Source organism: Paenibacillus polymyxa (assembly GCF_015710975.1).
In the GTDB taxonomy this organism is placed as follows: Bacteria; Bacillota; Bacilli; order Paenibacillales; family Paenibacillaceae; genus Paenibacillus; species Paenibacillus polymyxa.
Genome location: NZ_CP049783.1, coordinates 929,662 through 949,297, shown reverse-complemented (window position 1 = coordinate 949,297; position 19,636 = coordinate 929,662). Strand labels below are relative to the sequence as shown.

The following is a 19,636-nucleotide window of genomic DNA, read 5'->3' as shown; positions in this document are numbered from 1 at the left end:
GATGGCTCAGAAACAAAAAGGCCCGTTATCTGCATTTCTCGTTGTCCTGTTCATTCTGTTTGCCGGGTTCGCCCTGTTTCCGCTATTTGCCGTGACGCTTGCCTCATTCAAGCCATCAACGGAGCTGTTGCGCTACGGCTTGAATCTCAAGCTGGAGTGGGCCATCATGTCCTTAAAAAACTATGCGTTCATCTTTCAGGGGACGACGGATTATTTTCAATGGTACTGGAATAGTCTTGTCATTACTATCTTGTTTACGGTGTTATGTCTGATATTGTCCGCGATGGTCGGGTATGGCCTGGAGATGTATCGTTTTAGACTGAAAAATGTGATTTTTACACTGGTGTTGGTCGTGATGATGATCCCGGTAGAAATTATTATGCTGCCACTTTACAAACTCATGATCGGTATGAAGCTGATCAATACGGTATGGGGTGTGATTTTGCCATTTGTCGTCGCACCGATTCCGATCTTTTTCTTCCGTCAATATTTAAGCGGGGTACCCAAGGACTTTATGGATGCTGCACGGGTTGACGGCTGTTCAGAGTATGGTATTTTTGTGCGGATTATGATGCCTCTGATGGCACCTGCCTTTGCGGCAATGGCTATTTTACAAGCTATGAACAGTTGGAATAACTTCCTGTGGCCGATGATCGTATTGCGTACTAACGACATGCTGACACTGCCAATCGGTCTGTCCAGTCTGCTGACGCCATATGGCAACAATTATGATGTGCTGATTGCCGGTTCAGTCCTGGCTATTTTGCCGATTCTCGTCGTGTTTCTGTTCTTCCAGCGTTACTTTATTGAAGGGATGACTGCAGGCGGGGTGAAAGGATAATCATTGCGGTGCTGAATGAGTCGACTGAATACAAGAAATGTATAGAGTCAGGAAAGGCGGGCCGGGCATTGTCTCGGCCTGTTTTTTTATGAACTCAATGATTTTCATTCTCATTTTCATGACTATCAACTGCACAAGCTATAGGTAAACGTGGTATGATGTTTGAAAGATTTCAAATATAGCACTTTGCATAATTCGATTCCTAACGCTCAAAAGTTTAATATATAGACGAACTAAACCGATTCGATCTATATATCACTGATTTGAAATCGCTCTTGGGATTTATGCAAAATGCTCAATACAGAAATATTCAGGCGGAGCGTGGAGAACCTATGGAACCAACAGAAACCCAGAAAACTGAGCCGGCCACAGCGTCAACCGTTGGCATGGAGGATATTGTACGGGCGCATCATATGCTGCGTGAGGTGATTGTTCGTACACCTTTACAGAGGGATGCCGTCCTATCGGCCAAATATAACTGTAATGTGTATCTGAAACGAGAGGATCTCCAAGTTGTGCGGTCCTTTAAAATCCGTGGAGCTTACAACATGATCCGCAGCTTGACTCCTGAGCAGATGGAAAAAGGGATCGTGTGTGCGAGTGCGGGTAATCATGCACAAGGTGTGGCTTTTTCATGTAACGCGCTCGGCATCCACGGTAAAATATTTATGCCGAGCACAACGCCTAATCAGAAGGTGAAGCAGGTACGTCGCTTTGGCGGAGACAGTGTAGAGGTTATTTTGACCGGAGATACATTTGACGATGCTTATGACGAGGCTATGAAGGTGTGTAGCGAGCAGGGAATGACCTTCATCCATCCGTTCGATCAGCCGAAAATTATCGCGGGTAATGGTACGATTGCGATGGAAGTGATGGAGAGTCTGGATACACCTGCGGACTATATGTTCGTGACGATTGGCGGCGGCGGTTTGGCGGCAGGCGTAAGCACATATGTTAAAACTGTGAGTCCGACCACCAAAGTAATCGGCGTAGAGCCCCTGGGCGCAGCATCAATGACGGAAGCGATGCGTTTGAACAAGGTCGTTACACTGGAGCAAATAGACAAGTTTGTTGACGGTGCTGCGGTGAAGCGAGTGGGTCAGTTAACGTATGACATTTGTAAACATACCTTGGATGATATTGTGAAGGTACCGGAGGGCAAGGCATGTACAGCGATTCTGGCGCTGTATAATGAAAATGCGATTGTTGTGGAGCCTGCGGGCTCGCTGCCTGTAGCAGCACTTGATCTGTATCGTGAGCAGATTCAAGGCAAAACAGTAGTCTGTATCGTCAGTGGTGGCAATAACGATATTGATCGTATGCAGGAGATTAAGGAACGCTCCCTGATATACGAAGGGCTAAAACATTATTTCATGGTTAATTTCCCGCAAAGAGCAGGGGCACTGCGTGAGTTTCTTCAGGATGTGCTTGGACCAGACGATGACATCACAAGGTTTGAGTATACGAAAAAGAATGATAAGGAAAATGGCCCGGCGCTGGTCGGCATTGAGTTGTTCCACAAGGAGGACTATCTTCCTTTAATTGAACGGATGAATCGCAAAGGGATTCAATATACGGAATTAAACAAAAATGAGAATCTGTTTAATATGCTAATCTAACAAGGAGCCTACGGGCTCTTTTTTTTTGTATATGCAATGTTATGCGTAGTTTATGAATTTCTTTTTATTTGAAATAAAGCGTTTACAAAAATGAAGTTAATAGGTTAATATATGTGTAACTTCATAAGCGAAAACACTAACGTAATAGACGTATCACCAAATTTCTCATTATAAGATACTTATTCGGAGGTGCGAAAGAATGTTGAAAGCATGGAAAAAATCAGTACAGGGTAAATTCGCCCGAACAGCGTTTGCTGCCGTAACTTCGGCTGCTTTGTTGCTGTCCGTGGTGCCGTCCACATCGGCCGAGCATTGGGCGTTAACAGGCGATGTGGCAGTACATGATCCATCCATCACGAAGGAAGGCAATGCATGGTATATTTTCTCCACAGGACAGGGAATACAGGTTCAAAGATCAGATGACGGCCGTAATTTTTACAGATTGCCGCAAATATTCTTGTCGCCGCCATCATGGTGGAAATCGTATGTACCTAAACAAACCCCAAATGATGTGTGGGCACCGGATGCTCAAAAGTACAATGGACGTGTGTGGGTGTACTATTCCATTTCTACTTTTGGGTCTCGTACTTCGGCCATTGGCTTGACTTCAGCAACGAGCATTGGCGCAGGAAGCTGGAGAGATGATGGACTGGTGCTGCGTACAACGGATTCTGACGATTATAATGCGATTGACCCGAATCTGGTCATTGACGCTTCCGGTAACCCGTGGCTTTCCTTCGGTTCATGGAATACGGGCTTGAAAGTGACTCGACTGGATAAAAATACGATGAAGCCTACGGGTCAGATTTATTCTATTGCTAGACGTACAGCTGGTGGTTTGGAAGCACCGCATGTTACATACCGCAATGGCTATTATTATCTGTTTGCTTCCATTGATAACTGCTGCAAAGGCGTGAACAGTAATTACAAAATCGTTTATGGTCGCTCCACCAATATCACTGGGCCATATGTGGACAAGAGCGGAAAAAGCATGATGGACGGCGGTGGAACGATATTGGATGCGGGGAATGATCGCTGGAAGGGACCGGGCGGACAATCTGTCTATAACAACAGTGTGATTGCGCGTCATGCCTATGATGCCACCGATGGCGGAAATCCAAAGCTGCTGATTAGTGATTTGAAATGGGATTCCGCAGGCTGGCCTACGTATTAAATAGAGGATTACTTGAAATCATTTACAGCGATCTCACATAGGTATATCTAAAAACTGTTCCTCCTAATGGGGGAACAGTTTTTGGCTTGCAATGTCATAGAAACATGCTATTATGTATCAAGTTGATAATCATTATCATTGACGTTATCGTAATGAGAGCCATGGTGGCTTTCAGGTATGGAGGGAGTGACCTCACCGAATGCAGTCTAAAGACAGCATGGACAAACATACAGCTTCGACAGAGAGGAACGCTCCTGAAGTAGCCTCTGTAGCCCGTCCGGTGCTCCGAGCGGGTAGGATTCGGCAGGCGTTGTTGTTTACAGCTTCTGCTGTATTGTTGACCTTGGCCATATTCGCTGCCATTTCTTTTGGAGCCAAAGACCTGACCGTAAGCACGGTGTGGTCGGCAGTATTCCACTATGATCGTTCGCTGATGACACACAGGATCATTCATGAGCTGCGATTGCCGCGTGTACTCGGTGCAGCTATCATTGGGGCTGCCCTGGCGGTTGCAGGCTCTCTGATACAAGGCATTACACGCAATCCGTTGGGGGATACAGGTGTGCTGGGCATTAACGCAGGAGCGATGTTTGTAGTTGCAGTGAGTTTTGCTTTTTTCCCCGATCTACCTTATGGGACGTTAATTATATTGTCGTTCCTGGGGGCACTGATGAGTACCTTACTGGTATTCGGGCTGGGGGCATCCGCGCCGGGAGGACTGACACCCATGAGACTAACGGTGTCTGGAGCTGTGACAGCAGCCTTGTTAGGTTCCATGACTTCGGGAATTGCGATTTATTTTGATCTAAGTCAGGATCTAGCCTTCTGGTATGCGGGTGGTGTTGCCGGAATCAAATGGTCGCAGCTTAAGATTCTTGCGCCGATTTTGCTTATTGTGATCGCTTGGTCTATGGGGCTCGCACGCTCCATTTCATTGATTTCAATGGGCGATGAGGTAGCATTGAACCTGGGACTAAATCTCCGGCGTATCCGGCTGTTGGGGTTGCTGACTGTGGTGGTCCTGGCTGGGCTATCCGTATCGGCTGCCGGGGCCATCGGCTTTGTAGGCTTGGTCGTTCCACATATTGCTCGCAAGCTGATCGGTGTGGATTATCGCCAGATCGTACCATTGTCTGCAATATTGGGAGCCGTGCTGCTAGTGCTGGCTGATTTGGGAGCGAGAATGGCGAATCCACCGGAGGAGCTAGCTATTGGAATTATGGTGTCTTTTATCGGAGTACCTTTTTTCCTCTTTCTCGCTCGTAAGGAAAGGAGGGAATTATAGTGAGTCGCTCTCTAGGGACAGGGGATACAAGAACGACCAAGGCTTGGCTCGTTTGCTTCGTATTGGCTGGAATCAGCTTTGCTGTTCTTGTGCTGGGTTTGAATACCGGAACGATTCGTATTCCACCGCTACGCGTGCTGGATACACTGTTTGGCGGCGGGAGCGGACGTGATCATATGGTTCTGTTTGAATACCGTCTGCCGCGGATTGTTGTAACAGTGCTGGCTGGAGCGGGACTGGGTGCAGCCGGGGCAGTCATGCAGGGCTTATCGCGAAACGCACTCGCAGATCCGGGAGTGCTGGGCCTTCATGCGGGGGCTGCGTTGGGCCTGGTGATGTATGTTAGCTTTTTTCGCGATCTGGAAGGATCAGTAGCCTTGTTCATTCCCTTGTTTACCTTTGCAGGAGGTGTCGTTGCGGCGGTACTGATTGTTATGTTGTCCTATAGTGGCAGCAGAGGAATCGTGCCTGTGCGATTGATTCTGTCCGGTATCGGTGTAGCCTCAGGGCTCAGCGCCATAACGCTGTATTGGTCGTTGCGGCTGGATGAGGATACGTACGCATTTACCGCACGTTGGTTGGCTGGCAGCGTATGGGGACGGGACTGGATACATGCAGTGGCTTTACTACCGTGGATTGTCATTGTATTGCCCTATGTTCTATCTCAGACACGTAGCCTGAATAATCTGTCGCTGGGTGATGAGACCGCAGCTGGAATTGGTACAAGTGTGAAGCGCCAGCGCTTAATACTGCTGGGCGCAGCAGTGGCTCTATCGAGCGCCAGCGTATCCATGGCCGGAGGCATCGGTTTTATTGGGCTGATTGCGCCTCATCTGGCTCGCCGTCTGGTTGGACCGATGTATCAGCATTTGCTGCCAGTAGCCGCTTTGGTCGGGGTCGTTATTCTGGTCACAGCAGATACGATTGGTCGTTCGGTATTTCAGTCGAATGCGATTCCAGCAGGTGTAGTGGTTGCTGTGATAGGAGCTCCGTATTTTTTATTCTTGTTATCCCGAACCAAATGACAATAGGATTAGGTTACATATGAAATCTAAAGCTGCACATGATGCAGCGTGCGGAACAACAACGAAGTAGAAGTTTTGACGATTTAACATTATAAAATAGAGCTTCCATAGTATAGGAGAGAATATTCATGAGAAAAAATAGATTTGAGGGTTCAGGGCTTAAACGTTCATGGGTAGCCCTGTCTCTTGTGGCATGCATGATCATGCTGTCCGCTTGTGGACAAGCAGCAGACAAACAGGCTAGCGATACGAAAGCGGACGATAGTGCCCAAACCACCATTAGTGCGGATTCGCGTATTGCCTCAATGTCTATTCATTTGACGAATAATCTGCTGGCATTGGGCATTACTCCAGCAGGTTCAGTTATTGGTGGAGATGTGAAGGATTTTCTGCCCCATGTAAAAGATCGTCTTCAAAATACTCGTAAGCTGGGAGTTGTCACAGACCCCGATATGGAAGCGGTACTGGAACTTCAACCTGATCATATCTTCCTCGACAAAAAATATTCAGGAACTGATGTGGCCAAGTTTGAAAAAATTGCACCAACCGAGGTTTTTGATTTGGATGAAGGTACATGGAAAGATCAATTGAAAAAAATAGCTGCCATGGTTAAACATGAAGCACAGGCAGACACTTTTCTGAAAGATTATGATACACAGAGGGAACGGGTCAAAAAGCTCATTCATTCCAAAATCGGAGACGGGACTGTCATGGCTGTACGTGTCACAGCGAAAGAAGTTCGTGTCATGGGGATGAAGCGTCCAGTAGGACCGTTATTGTATCAGGACTTAGGCTTGAAGCCAGCCAAAGGTGTGGAAAAGATCAACAAGGCCTACCAGGTTGTATCCCAAGAGGTTTTGCCGGATTATAATGCCGATGCCATCCTGGTTATTATTAGTAAAGGTACGGATGCGCAAAAGGTATACAAGCAGCTGGAGGGGAATACAGTATGGCAAGGACTTAAGGCTGTGAAGCAAGGTCATGTCTACATGCTGGACGGACAGCCTTGGCTGGACTATTCCGCGATGGGGCACAAAATTGCATTGGATAATGCAGAACAACTATTTTCCAAATAAATGCTAAAGTACAGCAAGCCGTATTTCCCATGCATCTTCTTGCAGGTGGGGATACGGTTTTTCTGACGATCCCAAGCTTCAAGTGAGATGGCTGATTGCAAATAAAAAGGAGCTGCTACGATTCCGTTATGAGGCAGCTCCAGCACTGTGAGAATTGCGAGGTTATGAATGTTTTTTACGCAAAAAAATCGGTTTGAGTCCAATAAAGCCAATAGCCGCCAGCACTAAATTCATCCATGGTGAGATTTTGAATACCGGCAGCACACTGCGCAGCGCAAGTCCGGCGACAAGAATGACAACAACCAGTACTACATACATCAAGATAGATTTGAAATTCATTTGGGGTTTCACGGGAGCATGGTCTGGTTGTTGTGTCTCCTCGCCTTCTTCCGGACGATCCATGAAATTCATCAGTGCTTCAACCAGCAGAATGGCACCTGCGGCGATGATGATGAGGGTGGAAAGGCTAATTTTTTCAAAAGGTTTGATATCCCCGCCTGTAAATGTGATAAACCAACCGATAATCGCCTGTGTCAAGAAAAACATGGACAAGGCAACCCATGCAATAAGCGTATAATTTTTTGCTTTATTCATTGCTTCCTCCTGCTTTATGATCGTATTCCAAGCTGATGGAATCGCCATTTTGTAACAAAGACAGTATACGTGAGGAAACGCCGGATGGCAAAAGGCTTATCCATTATGTATATTACCGCCGCATTCTCCTCAAACTGGATACAGGGTGAGCGCATGGAGCAACCTGAATATAAAACGTTGAGAGGATGTGGCATCATGGAACTGGAGAACCAGGCAGATTATTCGGTCCAAAAACGACTGACAGGTGCTCCGAACGGGAACAGTGGGGGAGCCTTGCTTGCAAACGTGAGTCACCGGAGCGTTCAAGGGACATCTCCAACGTACCGTATATTGGACGATACTGAATTGGCTGAGGACACAGAATTTGCAGGTGAACTGGGTGAACAGAGCTACCGCAGCCTGTGGCATGAGGATCAAAATAACGGCGCCTCTTGTAAACTGGAGTGGGAGGGACGAGTCGAAACCCACCAAATGTTCAGGCACAGCTACGAATAACAAGTCGTCTACTTTAATGTAGAGATTGCACTCTAATAAGCGAGTAGTATGGCGTTCTCCGGCAAGCATTGGGGAGCGCCATTTGTTTACTTCCATATCGGTATGAACTGACAGGTTGACAAGGAAGCAGGGCGATGATAGACTGACTTTACTATAAAACTTATTAAACTTATCGGAATTAAAGTGAATGAACATTCTGGATGGATATTCCACGTTACTATATGAGCTTGAATGATGAAATGCTGTAATGAAGCTTGAAACAGGGGGAATCAGGATGGAACGGCAAATTGGAATTCGTTTTGAAAATGAGGAACTGGCCGCTACAATTCATTATCCAAACCGTACAAATGAGGGAGAGCGTCAAAGACGTGTTCCACTCGTTGTTATTTGCCACGGTTTTGTGGGCAATCGAATCGGAGTCGATCGATTATTTGTCAAGACTGCGCGTGAACTGGCTGAAGGGGGGTATTTTGTACTGCGCTTTGATTTTGCCGGTTGTGGAGAAAGCACTGGTGAATACGGCAAGCAGGGGCTCGAATCCATGATCAATCAGACACGCACTGTGTTGGATTACGCCGTGAATTGCGCGGACATTGACCCGACTAAGGTGACGTTGATCGGTCACAGTTTGGGGGGCGCAGTTGCCCTTCTCACAGCTGTTCGGGACAAGAGAGTACAGAACCTGGTCCTTTGGTCAGCTGTCGGCTATCCATTCAACGACATTGTCAAAATTACGGAGCGAAGCGTATACGACGAATCTGTTAAAACCGGTCATGCAGACTACCTGGGCTATAAGTTCACACCAGCTTATTTTGAGTCATTAGCTCAATTCCAACCGTTCCAGGAGGCCGTTAAATTTAACGGTGATGTGCTCGTTATTCATGGCACCTCGGATGATATCATTCCTGTGGATTATGCGTTTCTGTTTCAAAAGGTGTTCTGGATGCGTCCAGAAGGACGCTGTGATAAGGAGATTATTTTTCAGGGAGATCACACTTTCTCATCAGGTAAAGAGCGGCAACAGCTGATTGACCGCACACTGGAATGGCTGGATGAACAAGAAAATATTCAACGGGATTGGCAGCATTGGATGATCTGATTTCAGGGTGTAACGGTTTGTATTGGAAATTGTGCCTCCGCCGGAGTAAAATGAAAGAGTAACACTATACTGGCGTGTGGAGGTTGGCAGCGATGACATTACCCTCAATTTTTGTTGCGCATGGTTCACCGACACTGGCTGTAGAAAATAACGCATATACCAGTTTTCTTGCAAAGCTGGGCGCGAGCCTGCCCCGACCCAAAGGAATTGTCATTTTTTCCGCGCATTGGGATAGCCCCGATCAATGTATCGGCGCGGATGATCAGCATGCAGCGTTGCACGATTTCTACGGCTTTCCTGAAGAAATGTACACTCTTGATTACCCTGCACCAGGCGATCCAAAGCTGTATGAGGAGATAGGGCATCTGTTCAGTCAGCATAACCTGTTCCACCAGCCGGTTCGGAACCGGGGACTGGATCATGGAGTATGGGTGGTTTTGCGGCATATATATCCTGATGCGGACATACCGGTCGTACCCTTATCCATTGATTCACGGCGCGATCCTCAGGAGCAATACGAGATTGGACGGATGCTGGCGCCACTGCGTGATCAAGGGATTTTGATCCTCGGTAGTGGAGGTTTGGTCCACAACTTGCGGACACTCGAGCAGACGAGTGAGCCAGCCGATTGGGCCGTTCAATATGATGACTGGATCGCACAGCAGCTTCAAGACTGGAATTTGCGTCATCTGTTCCAATATGACAAGAAGGCTCCGTATGCCAAGCAGGCGGTTCCTTCGTATGGAATAGAGCATTTTTCACCTTTGTTTTACGTGATGGGAGCTGCCGATCATGATCGCTCCGCGCGTAAGCTTTTTCAGTCGTATGTCCTTGGCTCATTAAGCCTGAATTGTTGGGTTTTTGGTCAAGAAACTAATCTGTAAATGTAAGAAAAAGAACTTCCGAAACCACATGGTGTGTGGGGTTGGAAGTTCTTTTGGTGTATGCTACTTTGATTAATTAGCAGGCACGTTCTTTTTTAGCCAGGTGGATACTTGCGAAGTTCGCTTATCTTCATTTTGATCTAGTAGTGTCATAAATGCCTTCAGCTTTTGAATGTAGGTACTCTTCGAATCCCTGTTGCGTTGAATGACGAGCTGATACCCTTTTTTGGCATTGGGGCGAATCTTCCCGGTGTCATCATCGAATAGTGGTGTATTGTTCGTACCATAAAAAGTATAGAAGAAATAGAGATCATGTAATGATTTGACTGCCTGTGTACGATTGGAATGTGGATATTGGGTTATAAATGACTCTTGCGCCAGCACCCTTCCGGCTAACTGTTGATAACCGATGTGTAATGCCGCATCCTTGGTAGCCGGCTGTCCAGATTCCGTTGCCATGATGTCAATATAGCTGCGGATATCTGCGGTAATGTCATTTCCGAATACTTTATATTTTTCATAGTTGATGACTGGGTAAAACATGCCTTCTGCGGTTTCAAGTTTGTAGCCGGCATCTCTTGATTGAGTGAGTAATTTTTTCAGTTTTGCATCGTTTGTCCGACTGATTACATTAGTGAACGAATCACCGGGTTTATAGACTTGATTAATCTTAGTTTGAACAGAGGTCGGATATAAGGTCTGTGCATATGAATCCAATTGCTGTTTCTGTGCATTTTCCAAGTGTAGTGCTAGGATGGTAGCTTGAGAGGCCGGAATGGATTGGATATGCTTTTGTAAATAAGTGAATGCCTGAGGTAGCTTGCCTGGTTGGCGTAGTAGCTGCTCGAAGGTTTTCGAAATATGTTGCACACCTTCTGCTAGAGATATTGTAGTAGATGTCGCTGCTTTGGCTGATGTCGTAGATCCCAATCCGATCGTCTGTACTGTGAAAGTTACTGCTGCGAGCATGAGGTAGGCTTTGGTGATTTTTTTCATGATATAACCCTCCATTGCGTTCTTTGATGTAACTGTAGTGTACAGGGTAAATGTATCGTGAACATTCCATGTTGTATCCAACTTGTAAACGTTTGTGGGGGAAGATGAATCCGAAAAAGGAGTCTCCAAGTCAGAGTGGACTTGAGGACTCCTTTGTTCATTTAAATAGAGGAGGGGTAGCATGGTCACACATACAAGCAGCATAGCTGCACAAAAACACCGAAGAGAAGGAGCATAGCTGGCAAAAAACACCGAAGAGAAGGAGCATAGCTGCAAAAAACACCAAAGAGAAGCAGCATAGCTGCACAAAAAAACAACCATTAGCCAGAGGATAACGGTTGTTTTTTGGATAGTTAAGCTATTTTTCGATTGGGGTCCGTTTGATAAGTATCTTTATTTTTACCAAACAGTCCACGCAGGAAGGGCAGTACCCAACGGTCAAAGCCGATTCTTCCGGCATTTGCACCAGCAACGATAAGGAAGATTTCAACCAACAGGTAGATTGCATTGGTGCTTACTGTACCCGAGAACAGGAACGAGAAGTTCATAACCATAGCCATCAAAGTAGCCAGTGTAGTCAATGTACCAAGCAGTAGGCCAACCCCGACCAAGAACTCACCCAATGGGATCAGGACGTTAAACAAACCGACATTCGGCAGGGCAAAGGCTTCAAGGAACGATCCCCACCAGCCTTGTACAGCGGGATGATCTCCACCTGTTTTAGCAATGGCCCCCGAGATAAATCCACCTGCATCGAATCCGCCAGTCAGCTTCTCAAGTCCGTGGGTCATCCATTCATAACCTAGATAAACCCGTACTACAGTCAGCAGCCACATTGCTACTTTGTTCTCACGTAACCAGTTGTTAAACATTCAAATCACTCCTCTTTCTTAATCTATAATGATGGGTTGTATTTCATTTTGTTTGGGATGATCATCTTTGCTACACCTTTATTGTATTAGGTTCAGTTACAGTTATTTGTGATAAAAATCACAAAGTTCGAATATTTTTTAAATTTTAATGTCTTTAGATAAGTATTCTATAGAGAGGTAATGCCTCAATCAAGACAAAAACAGGAAATAAAGCTTATAATGAGAAAAATAACGATGTGGAGGGATGAACTTGTCCGGGCCCATGTTTCAACGAAATCATTGGTTGCGTGTGATGGCCTCAGCTCTGTTATGCATGACAATGATATCTTGTTCTGCTTTGTCCAATACGGGTGAATCTGAATCCGTTCCCCAACCGAACCAGCAAGAAACAGAGAAGAAGATGCTTGAACCGCCTAAGGAGCCATCTGTTCCGGCATTTACAGCTCCGCTTACCGGGCTTCCGGTGGAGCAGCCTGTTTTGGAGCGGCCACTGGCTGTCATGATTAACAATGCCCCGGCTGCGCGTCCACAGGCAGGGCTTAGCCAGGCAGACATGGTATATGAGGTTCTTGCAGAAGGCGGAATTACCCGTTTGGTAGCTTTTTTCCAAAGTCATGGTGGTGATGTGAAGATTGGTCCGGTCCGCAGTATTCGGCCATATTTGATTGAACTGGGCGAAACCTATGGTGCGTTGCCGATACATGCAGGGGGAAGTACAGATGCCTATGCGATTTTACAGCAGCAGCGGAAGGAACATCTGGACGAGATTTCAAATGGAGGGGCTTACTTCTGGCGAAGCAAAGACCGTCGTCCTCCACATAATTTATACACAGATGTGAGCAGACTGCGTAAAGGAAGCGATAGCAAAGGGTATGCCAAGCAGACGGAGGTTCCAGTATATCGTTATCTTAAAACTGGCGAAACTCCAGTTATGGTGGACGAGAGTGCTGTCTCTTTGCACATCCGATTTTTGTTAAAAAGCTATCGCGTATCTTATACCTATGATCCAGCTGATCAACGATATAAGCGTTTTGTGAACGAAAAGTCACATCTAGATCAAAATAATAATCAACAGCTCTCAGCGGCCAATGTGATTGTGATGAGCACGAGGCATCGAACGTTGGATGATGTAGGTAGACTAAGTGTTGAGCTGGACGGTAGCGGAGAAGCCATGGTGTTTCAACAAGGAAAGCTAATACGTGCTGAATGGCAGCATATATCTGGCGATGCGATTCGGTTTATGAAAAATGGGGTTGAAATCCCGTTAACGCCAGGTACATCCTATATACATGTGGTACCTGCAGATACTTTACTAGCGGAACATGTAACAATAGAAGTAAATTAGAAAACGTAATACTCCTTTTTAGGGAAAAATTGTCGGATAATGACCTTCCATGTCGGGCATTGTATACGTATATCTAGAAATTTGCTTTTACAAACATTACAAAAACATTGATGAGTGTGATAAGATAGCAAAGGTTGTCTATTGCAGTCGAAACAGGTTGCGGATATTTTCGTAAAGGGGTAATCGTTATGAGATTGAAGAAAAAGGATATATTCTTCGAGACGTTGGAAAATATGGCAGATACGATCGTGCAAGCAGCCGATTATTTTGCCCAACATACTTCAAATCTTCAAGATGTGACTTTGTTTACCAATGAGATGAAGAAGTATGAAAATAAGTGTGATGATTACACACACACGATTATTACTGAGTTGAACAAGACCTTCATTACGCCGCTCGAACGCGACGATATCATGGAACTGACAACGACCATGGATGATGTGCTGGACGGTCTTGAAGCGACAGCCTCTCGTTTTTATATGTACAACATTACAGAGCCGGACGAGTATATTGTGCAGTTCGCTGATATTTTGCGTCAATCAGCTTACGAAATTCAAAAGGCTGTACATTTGCTTTCACAGAAAAAATTGCTGGCTATTCGTGAATACACCATTCGCCTGAATGATTTGGAAAATCAGGGGGATGAATTACTGCGTATTTGCATCAAAAACCTGTTTGCAACTGTAACTGATCCTATTGAGCTGATTAAACGCAAAGAATTGTACGAACGCCTTGAAACGACAACGGATTCATGCGAGGATGTTGCAAATATGCTGGAATCCATCATTATGCGTAACTCGTAAGGGAGTCCTTTTACATGGATACAAGTTTACTGGTATTAGGTATTGTTATTTTTCTTGCTCTGGCATTTGATTTTATTAATGGATTTCATGATACGGCGAACGCAATTGCTACTTCGGTCTCGACCCGTGCATTGACGCCGCGACGTGCGATTATTATGGCTGCGGTTATGAACTTTCTCGGAGCGATCTTGTTTACCGGGGTTGCCAAGACCATTGGTGGAAGTGTCGCTGATCCAACCAAGCTTACGAACGGAATTGATATCGTCATTGCGACGTTGATCGCCGCCATTATCTGGAATCTCTTGACTTGGTGGTTCGGTATTCCTTCATCCTCTTCCCATGCATTGATTGGTGCGTTGGCCGGAGCGGTGTATGTAGGTGCAGGACAGGATAAATTAAATTGGAGCGGCTTCATCGGGATTGTTGAGGGTCTTATTTTCTCCCCGTTGATTGCTTTTGTTGTCGGTTACATTGTGATGATGATTTTGAAATACATCTTTGCTTATCGCAGTCCGCATACGGTGAACAAGGGTTTTCGCACCATGCAGGTGATTACGGCAGCTATTCAGTCGTTTACGCATGGTACGAATGATGCTCAGAAGGCGATGGGGATTATCACGTTTGCACTCGTCTCGGCAGGGTATCAAGATCATTTGGAAGTACCCATGTGGGTGAAAATTTCAGCTGCAACAGCCATGGCGCTTGGTACGTCTATTGGGGGCTGGAAGATCATCAAGACGATGGGAACTAAGATTTTTAAAATTGACCCAATCAATGGATTTGCAGCCGATGTTTCGGGGGCTTCCGTTATATTCACAGCTACTTTACTCCATTTGCCAGTAAGTACCACTCATGCCATTACTTCGGCTATTCTGGGTGTAGGGTCTGCGAAGCGTTTTAGTGCGGTTCGCTGGTCATTAGCTGGTCGTATTGTAATAACCTGGGTAATAACGATTCCAATTTCTGCGCTATTGTCAGGTTTGATATTCAAAATTCTTTTCTAGTTTTCTTCATGGTTTCTAGAAAAAGAACATACAATATAGGATACACAATAAGCTTCCGTCCGCTTTTTGCGGCAGGGGCTTATTGGCATTCTCGGGCAAAAATACATCTCTAAAGTTTACACATCCAGATAGTTCCATGAGATGTTTTTTAAAAAATACCTGACATCAAAGTAGTCAATTTTTAATAACTCCTGTAGAATAAACAGAAAACTTTGAACCGTTCAACTGACTGGAGGATCTTATGCAAAAACCAAGAAAACTAATAGCACTCATGATTTGTTTGTTTTCTGTGGTTGCCCTGGCCGGTAATTTCGGTGTAGTGGCCCACGCAGAAAATAAAACAAAGTATGATATCGGCACGGATACAACGTTCGCGCCTTTTGAGTTTGAAGATGTAAATGGTAAATTTGTCGGAATTGATATGGATTTACTGGCAGCTATTGCTAAGGACCAGAATTTTGAGTATACCGTTAAGCCACTTGGCTTTAACGCGGCAGTGCAGGCCCTTGAAACGAATCAAGTGGATGGTGTCATTGCCGGGATGAGTATTACAGATGAACGCAAGCAAAAATTTGATTTTTCTGAGCCCTATTTCGACTCAGGTGTTGTCATGGCGGTCCGTAAGGATAATGATACGATTAAACGCTATGAGGACCTGAAAGGACAGCGTGTCGCTGTCAAAACAGGAACACAAGGCTACACATTCGCGGAATCCATTAAGGCAAAATATGGCTTTACTACCGTTCCGTTCGACGATTCTTCTCAAATGTATGATGAAGTTAAAACAGGTAACTCGGTTGCCTGCTTTGATGATTATCCGGTACTGGCATACGGTGTGACTCAGAATAATGGTCTTAAGCTGGTGACTGATAAGGAAAAAGGTGGCTCTTACGGTTTCGCTGTCAACCAAGGCAAAAATGCGGAGCTGCTAGAAAAATTCAATGCAGGGCTTGTGAATCTTCGTAACAGCGGGGAATATGACAAAATTATGTCCAAATACCTGGGAGAATCCGGCAAAGGTGTGGCTCCTGTAGAACGCAGCCGCTGGGAACTCATTTCCGCTTCGCTGCCTGCGTTGATTAAAGGGATGGGAAATACGCTGTTGTACACCCTGGTATCCTTGCTCGTAGCCTTTTTGCTGGGACTGGTGTTTGGCTTTATGAAAGTGAGCCATAACAAGGTGTTCCGCGGTATTGCAACTGTTTTCGTTGATGTATTCCGTGGTATTCCATTGATCGTACTTGCATTCTTTATTTACTTCGGTATCCCACAGGCACTCGATTTTAAAATGCCGCTTTTTGTCGCGGCGGTGTTGACGTTATCCCTAAACGCTGGTGCTTATGTGACCGAAATTATTCGCGGGGGTATTCAGTCCATTGATCCGGGACAAATGGAAGCCGCTCGTTCGCTTGGTTTGCCGTATCGGACAGCCATGCTGAAGATCATTTTGCCACAAGCCGTGAAAATCATGATCCCGTCGTTTATCAATCAGTTGGTTATTACGTTGAAGGATACGTCCATTCTGTCGGTTATCGGTCTGGTTGAATTGACTCAATCGGGCAAGATCATTATTGCACGGACGTTCCAATCCTTTGATATTTGGCTGGTCGTTGCGGTGATGTATCTTATCGTCATTACAGTCCTGACCAAAATTTCCAACCGTCTTGAAGGGAGAGTTCGCCGTGGGTAAAATTATCGTTAAAAACCTGAAAAAAAGCTATGGCAGTAACCAGGTGCTGAAAGGCATTGACATGCAAGTGCGGGAAGGCGAAGTTGTATGCGTCATTGGCCCTTCGGGTTCAGGGAAAAGTACGTTTTTACGTTGTATGAATATGCTGGAGGAAATTACAGCTGGTGAGGTCATCGTCGATGATTACAAATTAGGTGACAAAAACGTGGACATTAACAAGGTCCGTGAAAATATAGGGATGGTGTTTCAGCATTTCAATCTGTTCCCGCATATGACGGTGCTCAAGAACATTATGTTCGCACCGACTGAACTGGGCAAACAGACGAAGACAGAGGCACGTGAGACAGCTATGAAGCTGCTGGATCGTGTAGGTTTGGCCGATAAGGCAGATGCATTGCCAGGACAGCTTTCCGGCGGTCAGAAGCAGCGTGTGGCGATTGCACGTGCGCTGGCAATGAACCCAGACATTATGCTGTTCGACGAGCCAACCTCGGCGCTTGATCCTGAAATGGTGGGCGAAGTGCTCGGCGTAATGAAAGATCTGGCTCGCGAAGGCATGACGATGATGATCGTAACGCATGAGATGGGCTTTGCGCGTGAAGTAAGTGACCGTGTCGTATTTATGGACGGTGGTTACATCGTGGAAGAAGGAACACCGCAAGAGGTATTTGGTAATCCGAAAAACGAGCGGACTATAAGTTTCTTGGAGAAAGTATTGTAAGTGGGACAGGGTTTGCCGGGAGTGCAGGCGAAGACATAGGAGACCGCTCCGCGTTCCATTTGATCTTCCGATCGCTGTTGCCTCTGAATTTTTTTGGATTATGTAACACATGAAAAGGTTAGAATTCAGGGGCAAAGGCGAGCGCTTCGCTTCTCCAGATTCAAATGTACCGCTCCGCTACTGCCCGCTGAATCTGCTCCTTTCTTGGCAAAAGCCTGCCCCACTTTTAAATAGGTGGGATAGGCAGAGGGAATTGGCGCAGCGCTCTGCTTGCTGCGCCGAGGGGGATATAGCGAGTAAGCATCATTCGATTTGAATGGTGGAACAGGGCATCCCACAACTGTATAAGAAATGAAAAAAGATTTAAGGGGTAACGAATGAATTATTTTAAGGATATCTTCGGGAGCGTGCTGGCCCGGAGATATCCTTTTCTTCATTAGAGCATATGAAACCTAGAACTTGAGATTTGTATAATGTGGAATGGCTTATATAAAATATAAATAACACATAAGACGGCAGTATATGCGAGGGGGACGTACGGTGATACGTACATTGACTATAGGGCACGATCATCAGGTGACGGTGGGACAACCGTTAGAGCAGATTGTCATGGAAGATTACATATGGATCTGGGCTGACTTTAACGAGCCTACAGATCAAGAGTCAGAGCTGCTGACGAGTTATTTTCATTTTCACCCGCTGGCTGTAGAGGATTGTATGCATGTTCTGCAACGTCCCAAGTTGGATTATTACGAGAATGTACAGTTTCTGGTGGTACATGCGCTTGATGTAGATACATTAGAGGCGGAAGAGGTGGATATGTTTATTAGCAGCCGTTTTTTGGTTACATATCACCATCATGAACTAGAGGAGCTGGATCAGGCCTGGGAGCGGATTGTCGAGCATGCGAACGAACGCAAAATATGGTCTCGCGGACCGCTGGCTGCAGCTTATACAGTGATGGACAAGCTGGTAGACAACTATTTTCCAAGCCTTTTCATCATTGAGGATGAATTAGCCGAACTGGAAGGTTTGGGCGCACACGAATCGGTAGAGGAATTAATGAAGCAGGTGTTTGACCTGCGTGGCAGGTTGCTCAAGCTGCGCCGTACAATCGTCCCGATGCGTGATCTGATGTACCGTGTTTTAAATTCGCAGCATGTGCAGGGTCAGGGGGATCATATGGCTTATTTTACGGATATCTATGATCATTTATTGAAGCTGACGGACATGCTGGAGGCCGACCGCGAGATGACAGCCGACCTGAGAGACAGTTACATATCGCTTAATTCCAATCGCATGAATTCAATTATGAAGACGCTGACTGTAATTACGACCGTTTTTATGCCCTTGACGCTGATTGCAGGAATTTATGGTATGAATTTTTCGAATATGCCCGAGTTGGGCTGGAAATATGGATATTTTGGCGTACTGCTCTTTATGTTCTTATTGAGTGTTGCGATGGTGGTGTGGTTTATGCGCCGAGGTTGGTTTAAATAAAATAGCCTACTTTCTTGTGCGTTTGCGCGGACGTCTGCGCGGGGTTGTGGTACTTTTGCGCAATGTCTTTTTCCGGCGTCGGCGTGGTGGTGTATATTCATCCAGTTCCTCAGTAATTGGTGTTGTCGTTTTTTTGCTTGCGTTTTTGTTGAATGCTGGGAGCGAGCCCATAATCAGTTTTGCCATCGGAGCAAATTGCTGCACGCTAGACATGATCTTTTGTACCTTGCCGACCGTAGCAACAATCCCGTCAATACCGCCCATACGGTCAATAATACCTTTAATATCGTTGAGATTACCAAGATTGCCAAGACCGCCAAGCAGCCCTCCTTTGGCTGGGGCGGGGTCTGGCGTGACCACGGCGGCATCTGTTATGCTCGCTGGTGCCTCATAAGGCACCACGGCGGAGGAATCGACTTGCGGAACTTCGCTGTAGGGATCGAGTCCAGGATAAGGAGTTGAACTATACGGATCGGAAATGGAACGCGTTTGCGCCCTCCGATGATAGTAATGTCCAGGCATGAGATCACATTCCTTTGCAGATTGATACTCTACTGTATGTTACAAACGCACAGTGGGTTTAGGCGCGTGTCCTGAAATGAGGTATAAAAGC

19 protein-coding genes are annotated in these 19,636 nt (G+C 45.9%); 15 read left to right on the top strand and 4 right to left on the bottom strand.

Annotation, left to right across the window (positions count from 1 at the left end; translation table 11 throughout):
• Nucleotide 1 precedes the first annotated feature (1 nt).
• The 6 genes from G7035_RS04305 (at nucleotide 2) to G7035_RS04280 (ending at nucleotide 7,020) form a co-directional block, all read left to right on the top strand.
• Complete coding sequence (locus G7035_RS04305) at nucleotides 2–841, top strand: carbohydrate ABC transporter permease (RefSeq protein WP_016819794.1); 840 nt, start codon at nucleotides 2–4, stop codon at nucleotides 839–841.
• Between the two features lie 332 nt (nucleotides 842–1,173).
• Nucleotides 1,174–2,460, top strand: a complete 1,287-nt coding sequence (ilvA, locus tag G7035_RS04300; protein ID WP_029514838.1) for a threonine ammonia-lyase IlvA — start codon at nucleotides 1,174–1,176, stop codon at nucleotides 2,458–2,460.
• Between the two features lie 199 nt (nucleotides 2,461–2,659).
• Nucleotides 2,660–3,634 carry an arabinan endo-1,5-alpha-L-arabinosidase AbnA gene (gene abnA / locus G7035_RS04295; protein ID WP_016819796.1) on the top strand — a complete coding sequence of 325 codons (975 nt, stop codon included), beginning with the start codon at nucleotides 2,660–2,662 and terminating at the stop codon, nucleotides 3,632–3,634.
• A 217-nt stretch (nucleotides 3,635–3,851) separates the two neighbouring features.
• A complete protein-coding gene (locus tag G7035_RS04290; RefSeq protein WP_374984059.1) occupies nucleotides 3,852–4,919 on the top strand; it encodes a FecCD family ABC transporter permease in 1,068 nt (355 codons plus the stop codon).
• The gene (locus G7035_RS04285) at nucleotides 4,919–5,944 is read left to right on the top strand and encodes a FecCD family ABC transporter permease (protein ID WP_019686184.1); all 1,026 of its coding nucleotides are present in this window, start codon (nucleotides 4,919–4,921) and stop codon (nucleotides 5,942–5,944) included. Before G7035_RS04290 ends, G7035_RS04285 begins: the two co-directional genes overlap by 1 nt.
• Nucleotides 5,945–6,072: 128 nt before the next feature.
• Nucleotides 6,073–7,020, top strand: a complete 948-nt coding sequence (locus tag G7035_RS04280; protein WP_017426197.1) for an ABC transporter substrate-binding protein — start codon at nucleotides 6,073–6,075, stop codon at nucleotides 7,018–7,020.
• 162 nt (nucleotides 7,021–7,182) lie between these two features.
• Here G7035_RS04280 and G7035_RS04275 read toward each other — a convergent pair whose 3' ends face one another.
• On the bottom strand, nucleotides 7,183–7,614 hold the full coding sequence (locus tag G7035_RS04275; RefSeq protein ID WP_029514841.1) for a hypothetical protein: 432 nt from the start codon (nucleotides 7,612–7,614) through the stop codon (nucleotides 7,183–7,185).
• A gap of 195 nt (nucleotides 7,615–7,809) precedes the next feature.
• On the opposite strand from G7035_RS04275, the gene G7035_RS04270 reads away from it, so the two are divergent.
• The 3 genes from G7035_RS04270 to G7035_RS04260 all read left to right on the top strand — a co-directional run bounded on the left by G7035_RS04270 (nucleotide 7,810) and on the right by G7035_RS04260 (nucleotide 10,092).
• Complete coding sequence (locus G7035_RS04270; protein ID WP_025364061.1) at nucleotides 7,810–8,109, top strand: hypothetical protein; 300 nt, start codon at nucleotides 7,810–7,812, stop codon at nucleotides 8,107–8,109.
• Nucleotides 8,110–8,383: 274 nt separating this feature from the next.
• Nucleotides 8,384–9,208, top strand: coding sequence for an alpha/beta hydrolase (locus G7035_RS04265; protein WP_016819801.1), 825 nt, complete (start codon nucleotides 8,384–8,386; stop codon nucleotides 9,206–9,208).
• Between the two features lie 92 nt (nucleotides 9,209–9,300).
• Nucleotides 9,301–10,092 carry a dioxygenase family protein gene (locus G7035_RS04260; RefSeq protein ID WP_019686186.1) on the top strand — a complete coding sequence of 264 codons (792 nt, stop codon included), beginning with the start codon at nucleotides 9,301–9,303 and terminating at the stop codon, nucleotides 10,090–10,092.
• 72 nt (nucleotides 10,093–10,164) lie between these two features.
• On the opposite strand, the gene G7035_RS04255 is transcribed toward G7035_RS04260, so the two are convergent.
• Complete coding sequence (locus G7035_RS04255; RefSeq protein WP_019686187.1) at nucleotides 10,165–11,088, bottom strand: hypothetical protein; 924 nt, start codon at nucleotides 11,086–11,088, stop codon at nucleotides 10,165–10,167.
• 353 nt (nucleotides 11,089–11,441) lie between these two features.
• Nucleotides 11,442–11,960, bottom strand: a complete 519-nt coding sequence (locus G7035_RS04250; protein WP_013369513.1) for a DoxX family membrane protein — start codon at nucleotides 11,958–11,960, stop codon at nucleotides 11,442–11,444.
• 250 nt (nucleotides 11,961–12,210) lie between these two features.
• On the opposite strand from G7035_RS04250, the gene G7035_RS04245 reads away from it, so the two are divergent.
• From G7035_RS04245 to corA, 6 genes are all read left to right on the top strand, one after another.
• Nucleotides 12,211–13,305, top strand: a complete 1,095-nt coding sequence (locus G7035_RS04245; RefSeq protein WP_019686188.1) for a DUF3048 domain-containing protein — start codon at nucleotides 12,211–12,213, stop codon at nucleotides 13,303–13,305.
• A gap of 188 nt (nucleotides 13,306–13,493) precedes the next feature.
• Complete coding sequence (locus G7035_RS04240; protein ID WP_007428879.1) at nucleotides 13,494–14,108, top strand: DUF47 domain-containing protein; 615 nt, start codon at nucleotides 13,494–13,496, stop codon at nucleotides 14,106–14,108.
• Between the two features lie 14 nt (nucleotides 14,109–14,122).
• Nucleotides 14,123–15,112 carry an inorganic phosphate transporter gene (locus G7035_RS04235; RefSeq protein ID WP_016819805.1) on the top strand — a complete coding sequence of 330 codons (990 nt, stop codon included), beginning with the start codon at nucleotides 14,123–14,125 and terminating at the stop codon, nucleotides 15,110–15,112.
• 241 nt (nucleotides 15,113–15,353) lie between these two features.
• Nucleotides 15,354–16,802, top strand: coding sequence for an amino acid ABC transporter substrate-binding protein/permease (locus tag G7035_RS04230; RefSeq protein WP_016819806.1), 1,449 nt, complete (start codon nucleotides 15,354–15,356; stop codon nucleotides 16,800–16,802).
• Nucleotides 16,795–17,523: an amino acid ABC transporter ATP-binding protein gene (locus G7035_RS04225; RefSeq protein ID WP_013369518.1), complete on the top strand. Its 729-nt coding sequence runs from the start codon at nucleotides 16,795–16,797 to the stop codon at nucleotides 17,521–17,523. The genes G7035_RS04230 and G7035_RS04225 overlap by 8 nt, the downstream gene beginning before the upstream one ends.
• A gap of 540 nt (nucleotides 17,524–18,063) precedes the next feature.
• Nucleotides 18,064–19,023, top strand: a complete 960-nt coding sequence (gene corA / locus G7035_RS04220; protein ID WP_019686189.1) for a magnesium/cobalt transporter CorA — start codon at nucleotides 18,064–18,066, stop codon at nucleotides 19,021–19,023.
• Nucleotides 19,024–19,029: 6 nt separating this feature from the next.
• Here the strand turns inward: corA and G7035_RS04215 are convergent, their stop codons facing one another.
• Nucleotides 19,030–19,545, bottom strand: coding sequence for a hypothetical protein (locus tag G7035_RS04215; RefSeq protein ID WP_019686190.1), 516 nt, complete (start codon nucleotides 19,543–19,545; stop codon nucleotides 19,030–19,032).
• Nucleotides 19,546–19,636: the final 91 nt, after the last annotated feature.